This is a genomic window from Corynebacterium sp. HMSC04H06 (assembly GCF_001815935.1).
Taxonomy (GTDB): Bacteria; Actinomycetota; Actinomycetes; order Mycobacteriales; family Mycobacteriaceae; genus Corynebacterium.
Genome location: NZ_KV823403.1, coordinates 44,897 through 53,326, shown reverse-complemented (window position 1 = coordinate 53,326; position 8,430 = coordinate 44,897). Strand labels below are relative to the sequence as shown.

General features: G+C 69.1%; 6 protein-coding genes and 1 tRNA gene. 2 read left to right on the top strand and 5 right to left on the bottom strand.

Annotated elements, in window-relative coordinates; translation table 11 throughout:
- Positions 1-1,059 (top strand): chloride channel protein (locus HMPREF3067_RS01395; RefSeq protein WP_070767957.1); only part of this gene is annotated, 1,059 nt, incomplete at its 5' end.
- On the opposite strand, the gene zupT is transcribed toward HMPREF3067_RS01395, so the two are convergent.
- Both zupT and HMPREF3067_RS01385 read right to left on the bottom strand, forming a co-directional pair.
- Positions 1,028-1,828 carry a zinc transporter ZupT gene (gene zupT, locus HMPREF3067_RS01390; protein ID WP_070767956.1) on the bottom strand — a complete coding sequence of 267 codons (801 nt, stop codon included), beginning with the start codon at positions 1,826-1,828 and terminating at the stop codon, positions 1,028-1,030. The genes HMPREF3067_RS01395 and zupT overlap by 32 nt on opposite strands.
- 38 nt (positions 1,829-1,866) lie before the next feature.
- Positions 1,867-3,741 carry a BCCT family transporter gene (locus HMPREF3067_RS01385; RefSeq protein ID WP_246819193.1) on the bottom strand — a complete coding sequence of 625 codons (1,875 nt, stop codon included), beginning with the start codon at positions 3,739-3,741 and terminating at the stop codon, positions 1,867-1,869.
- Between the two features lie 409 nt (positions 3,742-4,150).
- Between HMPREF3067_RS01385 and HMPREF3067_RS01380 the strand changes: the two genes are divergently transcribed.
- The gene (locus tag HMPREF3067_RS01380; RefSeq protein WP_070767954.1) at positions 4,151-5,026 is read left to right on the top strand and encodes a hypothetical protein; all 876 of its coding nucleotides are present in this window, start codon (positions 4,151-4,153) and stop codon (positions 5,024-5,026) included.
- 9 nt (positions 5,027-5,035) lie between these two features.
- Here the strand turns inward: HMPREF3067_RS01380 and selB are convergent, their stop codons facing one another.
- The 3 genes from selB to HMPREF3067_RS01365 all read right to left on the bottom strand — a co-directional run bounded on the left by selB (position 5,036) and on the right by HMPREF3067_RS01365 (position 8,243).
- The gene (gene selB / locus HMPREF3067_RS01375; protein WP_070767953.1) at positions 5,036-6,829 is read right to left on the bottom strand and encodes a selenocysteine-specific translation elongation factor; all 1,794 of its coding nucleotides are present in this window, start codon (positions 6,827-6,829) and stop codon (positions 5,036-5,038) included.
- Positions 6,830-8,122, bottom strand: coding sequence for an L-seryl-tRNA(Sec) selenium transferase (selA, locus tag HMPREF3067_RS01370; RefSeq protein ID WP_070767952.1), 1,293 nt, complete (start codon positions 8,120-8,122; stop codon positions 6,830-6,832).
- Between the two features lie 26 nt (positions 8,123-8,148).
- Positions 8,149-8,243 (bottom strand) — tRNA-Sec (locus HMPREF3067_RS01365).
- Between the last annotated feature and the right edge of the window lie 187 nt (positions 8,244-8,430).

The window sequence follows — 8,430 nt, the reverse complement described above, 5'->3', positions numbered from 1 at the left end:
CGCGGCGGCCCGGTACGCACCGTCGGCGACGCCCTACACGACGGCCACGGCCTGCCGCTGGTGCGCACGCTGGCCGATGCCGCCTTCCAACTGCTCGCCGCCGGCACGGGCAGCTCCATCGGGCGCGAGAACGCCCCGCGCCAGGGCGCGGCCGCCGTAGCCGCGGCCCTAACCCGGAACAAAAACTCCGCTAGCGGCGTCGCCGTTGAGCTGGTGGCCATCGCCGCCGGCGCCGGGTTGGGCGCGGTCTACAATGTCCCGCTGGCCGGTGCCATCTTCGCCTTCTCCGTGCTGCGCATCACCCCTACCCTGCGCACGGTGCTCACCGCGCTGGCCGTGTCCGGCCTGGCGACCGTGACCGCCTGGCCGGTGGTGGGCCACCAGGCCTTCTACACGCTGCCTGAGTTCTCCCCCAGCCGCGGGCTGGTCTTGGCGGCCGTGGCCTGGATGGTGGTGGTGATGCCGCTGGCCGGCGGCATCGGCGGCGCTTTCGCGGCGGGCGCGGACTGGGCCGGACGCCACCGCACCCCGCCGCGGTGGTACCTGCCGCTGACCGTCGGTGCGGCCGGGGCGGCCGTGGGCGCCTGTGCGCTGGTCCTGCCGCCAGTGCCAGGCAACGGCTTCGACATCATCCAGCTCACCCTTCACCTAGGCGGCAGCGGCGCGCTCTTTGCCTGCCTGCTGGTGGCCAAGCCGGCCCTGACGGTGCTGTGTTTGCGCTGCGGGGCCGTGGGCGGCACGCTCACGCCGGCGCTGGCGACGGGGGCATCGCTGGGCGGGGCCGCCGCGTTCTTCTTCCACTGGGCGGGCCTGCCGTGGATGGACAGCGAATACTCGATCATCAGCTGCGCGCTCATTGGCGCGGCCGCGGTGCTGGCGGTAACCCAGCGGGCTCCCCTCTTCGCCGCCGTCGTCACCTGGGAGCTGACCGCGGCCCCGTTGTGGCTGGTCGGCCCGATTGTCATCTCGGCGCTGGGCTCGTTCTACCTCACCCGCTGGGCGCGGCGGGCGGCGGCGCGCAGAGCCTCTACAAGAACAGCAGCAGCGACAGCGCCATGATGGCCATGCCGGCAATGACGCCGTAGATGGCGAAGTGGTGCTTGCCGGTCTCCTCGGCCGTCGGCAGCAGCTCGTCCAGGCTGATGAATACCATGATGCCGGCGATGGCGGCGAAGCTAACGCCCATCGTCGCCGGGCCCAGCAGCGGCATCAGCAGCAAAAAGCCGACGAGCGCGCCGAGCGGCTCCGCCAGGCCGGAAACGAGCGCCCACCAAAAGCCCTTGGCGCGCGATCCGGTGGCTTCCCGCAGGGGCACGGCCACGGCAATGCCTTCCGGGATGTTGTGGATAGCGATCGCTACCGCGACCGGCAGCGCGACCTGGACGTCCTCGAGGCCGGCCAGGAAGGTGGCGAAGCCCTCCGGGAAGTTGTGGATAGCCAGCGCGCCGGCGGTGAACACGCCGGTCTTCATGAGTCGGCGCCGGCGGGCGACTTCCTCGGTGGTGCCGGGCTCATGCGGGTTGATTTCCTCCGGCACCAGGCGGTCGATGATTGCGATGACGGCGATGCCCGCGAAGAACGCGCCGACGGCCGCCCAGGTCCCGGCGCGCGCGTCGGCGAAGGCCTCGGTCAGCTGTGTTTTGCCCTCGGGGAGGATCTCGACGAAGGAGACATAAAGCATCACGCCGGCCGACAGGCCCAGGGCCCCGGCCATGAATCCGGGGCCCGGGTTGCGGCGGCTAACGGCGATTGCGCCACCTATCGCGGTGGACAGGCCGGCCAGCAACGCCAGCCCGAAGGCGAAAGCGATGGTGGGCAAATCGTGCATGCCCCTACCTTAAAGGGCAGGAACGCCGGCCGCCGTTATTAGTCCGCCTTAACCCCGCTGTCGTGGTCCGGATCGACGCCGCTGTTGTCCTCGGCGATGTACTCGCCGGTCTCGTAGTCGTAGCCGACGGTGTTGCCTTCCTCGTCGGTGCGGGTGTAGCACTCGGTGACCTCATCTGCGGTGGAGTCGAAGTTGGCCCCGGTGGCGTAGTCGGATTCGCTGGGCGTCGGCTCGATGCTCAGGGCGAAGTCGTCGCCGTAGTCGCGCACGCCGTGGACGACGGCGTTGGAGATCGCCTGGGACTCGTAGTGGGCGCGGATACTCATCGGGTCGTTGCGCAACTCACGCACCAGGGCCACGCACATGGCCACGATGATGACCGCGAAAGGCAACGCGGTAATGGTGATGAGGTTCTGCAGGCCCTGCAAGGCATTGCGGCCGCCGGCTAGCAAGATCACCACGGCGATGCCGGCCATGCACAACACCCAGAAAATGGTGATCCACGGCTTTGGCCGCGGGTTGCCCTTCTGCGTCATCTGCGAGTTGACCAGCGAGGCCGAGTCTGCGGTGGTCACGAAGAAGACCGCAAGCATCACCATCACCAGCGGCGCGACGATTTCGGTGCCGGGGAGCTTGTCCAGCACCACGAAGAAAATTTCCTCCGGCGCTGGCATGGACTCGGCGGTGCCATCCGGGGCCACGGCGTTGGACTGGCGCTGCAGCCAGATGGTGGTCCCACCCAGGATGGTGTAGGCACCCACGATGATGGCGGACGGGATGAAAAGCACACCCAGGATGTACTGGCGGATAGTGCGCCCGCGCGAAATCTTGGCTACGAAGACGCCGACGAACGGCGCCCAGGACACCCACCAGGCCCAGTAGAACGTGGTCCAAGCCGAGAGGTAGGCCTGCATCTCCTCGCCCTCGCCCATGTTGGCGGCCAACATGTCCGGCATGGAGCCGACGTACTCGACGACCACGGCCGGCAGCATATTGGCCAGGAATGCCGTCGGTCCGACCACGAAGAAGAAGATCGCCAGGCCGAGCGCCAAGGCCAGGTTGATGTTGGACAGCCAGCGGATACCGCGGGCCACGCCGGAGACCGCCGAAGCGATCGTGCCGACCGATAGCACCATGATGATGACCAGCGCTAGGGCGTTGCCCTCCGGCGACCAGCCGGTGACCACCTCGACGCCGCGGCTGATCTGCAGCGCGCCGATGCCGAGCGTCGCCGCCGTACCAAACAGCGTGGCGATGATCGCCAGGCCGTCGATGACCCGGGCCTGCCAGGAGTCGTTCTTCTTGGTGCCCAGAAGCGGCAGCAGGATGGAGCTCATCAGCGGCACGCGCCCGCGGCGGTAAGACACATAGGCCACAGCAAGGCCGACGATGGCGTAGATGGCCCAGGCGTTGAGGCCCCAGTGCATGGCCGCCTGCGCCATCGCGCCCATCATGGCTTCCTCGCTGGCGGCCTCGTAGGCCCCGGGCCGCGGCGACAGGTAGTGGCTGAGCGGCTCGTAAGGGCCGAAGAAGATGATGCCGATGCCGATGCCGGCGCCAAAGAGCATGGCTGCCCAGCTGATCGTGGAGAACTCCGGTTTTTCCCCGTCCACGCCCAGCGGGATGCGCCCGTAGCGGGAAAAGGCCAGGATCAGCAGCAAAAAGACCAGCCCGATGGCCAGTACGGTAAAGATCCAGCCCAGGTTCGTCATGACCCATTCGAGGGCGACCGAGGAGGCATCGAAAACCTGCTGCGGGGCCAGCACACCCCAGATGATGAAGGCCACGATGAGGCCGCCGACCACCACCAAGATCGGCTTGTCCACCCCGTACTTGATCTTCTGGTCCTCGATGGACACGCCGGGCACCAGCGCCGGGTGGATGTTGTGCGGGTAGATGATGTCCTTGAGCACCCGCTTGGCCTGCGGCAGGCGCCCCGGCTTTCGGTTGTGCCCTGCGCCGCGCGTGGCCGGAGTGGGGTCCGGCTGCGAGCCTGCCGGCGAGCTAGATGAAGACTCTTGCTGCGAAATGAGGATCCTCCTTGCCCTAGAAACTTAGAACCCGAGTGGATAACAGAATAGACAGAAAACACATAAGTCGATACTTCTGTGGCGTATACCATAACGCACTGTGTGCTGGACTTCTCCACTTTGCGCGAACCTTCACCCTAGTAATCGGGTAAGGGTTCCGGAGTGCTCGATAGACTGTCTGGCAGAAAGGGCTTTTCCTCATCTGCTGACTCTCACCTGCTAGCTCTAACTTGTTAGCCGAGTCCTGGCCGAGCCCACCCGTTTCCTCTAGCAACCGCAGGAGCGCCGCCTAATGCGTATCTACCATCTGCCCGCCCAGTTCCTGGGCGTGGAGCACCTGGCCCTCCTGGATCACATCACCGCAGCCCCGGTGCTGAGCCTGCCCGGCCTGGCGCACGAGCCGCAGGTCCTCGAGGTCAGCCTGGAGCCCCTGCCGGCCGGTTGGCGGGTCCGGGCGTCTGTGGGCATCATCGCGACCATCGCGGCGGACGAGGCCGCCGCCTTCCCCAGCCTAGACCGGCTGCGGCGCGCCGGGCTGGTGCCCACCACGTGGGCGCAGTGCGAAATCGCCGAGCACCAGGTCGAGGTCGGCATCTACCTGGGCCCGGACGAATGGCTGGTACCGGTCAACACGGTGCCCGCCCAGGCGGTTATCGTCGAGGGCGGCCAGCCCGCCGCGGTGGATACCTCCCGCGGGGACCTACCGGACGATTACGCGGCGCGCAGCCACGCCTGCCAGCTCATCGTGCGCGCGGGCAAGCAGGCCGGCGAGCTTATCGTCAGCACCGAAGACCACGTGCTGGGTGCCATTGGCGCCCCGGCCGACTACCCCGCCCTGACCGCGGCGTTGGATGCCGCGGGCACCCGCACCGTCTGCGCGCGCGCCTACGTCGCCGACGGCAGCATTGCCGTCGATGTCCCCGCCGACGCAGAATCGCTACGGTTCCGTCCGACCCCGCCCGCGCTGCCGGACGCCAGCGCCTGGCCGGCCCGCCCGCAGCCGGTCCCCCAGGTCTGGGACGTCACTCTCGATTGCGCCGCCTTCCCGCGGCCCACCCCGGGCGGCCGGCCGGTGATAGGGCCCGACCACGCCGAGCATGACGAGGCGCCCAGCAGCACCTTCGGGCCTTTCCCGAAGCTGCACCACGACCCGCCGGCAACGGATTAGCCGCCGCGGCTAGCGCAGCTTGCGGTGCCCGGCGTCGATCCGACGGGTGATGCGCTGGGCATCGAAATGCTCGAGCACCGGGATGACCACGCGGCGGGTGGTCCCCAGGGCCTGCCGCGCCTGCGAGGTCGTAAACGGCTGCTCCAGCTCGCCCAGGCGGGCCTTGGCCCACTCCAGGCTGGCCGGCACCAGCACGACCCCGCCGCTCAGGCGCACCACGCGTCCGGCGCGCTCGGCGGCGGCCAGCTCGGTCTGCCCCAGGCCCCACGCGCTTAGATCGCCGGCCTCCGGGGCGGCGCACGGGGCATCGGCCAGCCGTTTTTCCAGCTTAGCGATGCCCTCTTCCGCCGCGCCCAAGTCCGCCTGGCGCCCCGGCAGGCTCAGCAGCCCGCCGCTGGAGCTCACCTTCGCCGCGGCGACGACGACGTCTAAAAGCTCCTCGCCGGGCAGGGCCAACAGGTGGACCGCGGCCACGCGCGGCATGCCGGCGGCTAGCGGGTTGTCGGCGAAGTAGGCCTCGAGCGCGCCCAGCAGCTCGGCCTTCCACTCCGTGACCGCGCGGGCGCTAATCCACCACCCGCGGAAGGCGACCACGCCGGACGGGCGGTTTTCCGTATCCAGACCCTGGCGGACCAGATCCTCGACGCGCACGGCCTTGCGGCGGCGCACCTGTTCCCCGGCATCGCTGGCGTCGGTAATACCCGCGAGCACTTGGCCGCGCCGCGTCCCGTCCCCGCGGCGGTTGAGCTCCGGCGGGGCGACGTCGATGACCTCGACCCCGGCCAACACGTGGCGCGCGCCCGAGCCACGCAGGATGAGGCGGTCCCCAACCACGACCGGCAACGGCTCCGGCAGCTGCAGGCGGGCGTGCTGTGCGTCGAAGGGGCGTACGTGCACTCCCACCCCGGCGCTACCCAGGTGGGCGACGACCTCCTGCGGGATAACGTCCAGATCCCGGCCCGTGGTGCGCCGCACGTCGATGACGCGGGTGGCCTCCCACTTGCCCGGGGTGGCCAGCACGTCGCCGCGGTGGATGGTGCCGGCATCAATACCCCGCAGGTTCACCGCCACCCGGCTGACCGGCTGGGCGAGGTCAATGGCGGAGTTCTCACTGTGCAGCCCACGCACCTCGACCTCGCGCACGCCGGTGGCCTGGAACAGGCTGAGAGTATCCCCCGGGCGCAGCGTACCGGCCACCAGGGTGCCGGTGACCACGGTGCCCGCGCCGGTGATGCTAAACGACCGGTCGATCCACAAGCGCACGGCGGCTGCCGGGTCCGGTTCCGGGCCGACCAGGCCGTTGAGGGCCTCGCGCAGCTTATCGATGCCCTCTCCCGTCACCGCCGAGACCTCCACCACCGGCGCCTGCGCCAGCGGCGTGCCGGCCATCTCCCGCTGGACCTGGGCGGCAGCGTGCGCCCGCTGCTGCGCGTCCGCCTTGTCCGCGCGGCTTAGTACCACCACCGCGCGCTCGATGCCCAGCGCCTCCGCGGCATCCCGGTGATCGCTGCTCTGGGCCTGCCAGCCCTCGTCCGCGGCGACGACGAAGAGCAGGATGGGCGCGGGTCCCAGGCCGATGGGTCCCAGCCCGGCCATCATGTTGCCCAAGAAACGCTCGTGCCCGGGCACGTCGACGAAGGCGACGTCCTCCCCGCTGGGCAGCGTGGTCCACGCAAAGCCCAAGTCGATGGTCAGCCCCCGGCGTTTTTCTTCCTCCCACCGGTCCGGCTCCATGGTGGTCAGCGCCTTGACCAGGGTGGATTTGCCGTGATCGACGTGGCCGGCAGTAGCGATGACCTGCATTTAGATAGCCTCCTTCAAGGCTGCGAGCAAGGTTTCGTCCGCGGCGGGCGGCACGCAGCGCAGATCCACCAGGCAGCGGCCGTCGTGGACGCGCGCGAGCACCGCCGGGGTGCCCAGCCGCAGCCGCCGGGCCACCTTGTCTTCCAAGGCAATGGCGTAGCCGGGCAGCGGGTACTCCGGCGCCCCGCCGCCGCCCACGCGCCCGGCGTGCTCCACGACCTGCGCGCCCAGCTGCGCGGCCATCGCCTCGGTGCGCTCTTTCAGCGACTCCGCACTCACGTGCAGCGCGTCCGCGACGGCATTTCGCGGCGTGTTCAACGCCGCCTCCAGGGCGTTCAGCCGCAGCTTGTCCACCCGCAGCGCGCGGGCCAGCGGGTGCTTCTTCATGCGGGCGATGGCCTCCCGCGTACCGAGCAGAATACCGGCCTGCGGACCGCCCAGGAGTTTGTCGCCGGAGGCGATAACCACGTCCGCGCCGGCCGCCAATTGGGCGTGCAGGTCGGGCTCATCCGGCAGCGTCGCGTCCGGGGTCAGAAGGCCCGATCCCAAATCCACGATGAGGCGCACGTCGTTTTCCTGCGCGACCGGGCGCAGCTGCTCCACCGAGACCGCGCTGGTAAAACCGGTGATCCGGAAGTTGGAGGGGTGCACCTTCAAGATGGCGCCGGTCTCCGGACCAATAGCTCCGACGTAGTCGCGGAGGTGGGTCCGGTTCGTCGCCCCGGTCTCGCGCAGGCGCACGTGCGAGGACTCGATGAGCTCCGGCAGGCGGAAGCCCGCGCCGATTTCGATGAGCTCTCCCCGTGAGATAATCACTTCCTGGTGCGGCGCCAGCGCCGCGGTGGCCAGCAGCAGGGCGGCCGCGCCATTGTTAACAATGAGTGCGTCCTCGGCCGCCGGGCACGCCGCGAGCAGCGCGTTAACCGCCCCGCGGCCGCGGTGCTTGGAGCGCAAACCCGTCTTCAGGTCCAGCTCCACGTCGGTGTAGCCGGCGGCGGCGACTAAGGCATCGACAGCCGCGGGCGGCAAGGGGGCGCGGCCCAAGTTCGTGTGCACAATAACGCCCGTGGCGTTGATGACCGGCCGCAGCGAATACGGCTGGGCGCTGCCGACGCGCCGGGCGACCTCGGCCGACACGCCCTCCGGCGGCACCTGCCCGCGGCGGGCCTGGTTGAGGACACCGTCGATGATGGTGCGAATCACAGGCTCAGACACGTGGGCCCGGGCCTGCTCAACCTCGGGCAGCTTCAGCAGATCATCGGTGCGCGGGATGTTGCGGCGCGGGTCAGTCACGGCACTCCTGGAAAATTTAAGCTTATTGGCGGAGACGGACAGGAATCGAACCTGCCAGACCGAGATACTCGGCCTCACCGGTTTTGAAGACCGGGGCGCCCACCAGGACGCAGACGCCTCCACTGGGAACTCTACCAAGCGCCCCTTCCGCCAACGGCAGCAGCACCCGTGAGCCTAGGTGGGCACGTGCTCCCTCCTACGCGCGCTCTCCGTGAACCCTCCGCATGCCCTATGAACCCTTCGCGGTCACCAGCGCAACCAAAATGCACACATTCCCCCCTGCCCGTGAGCGCGAAGGGTTCATAGGT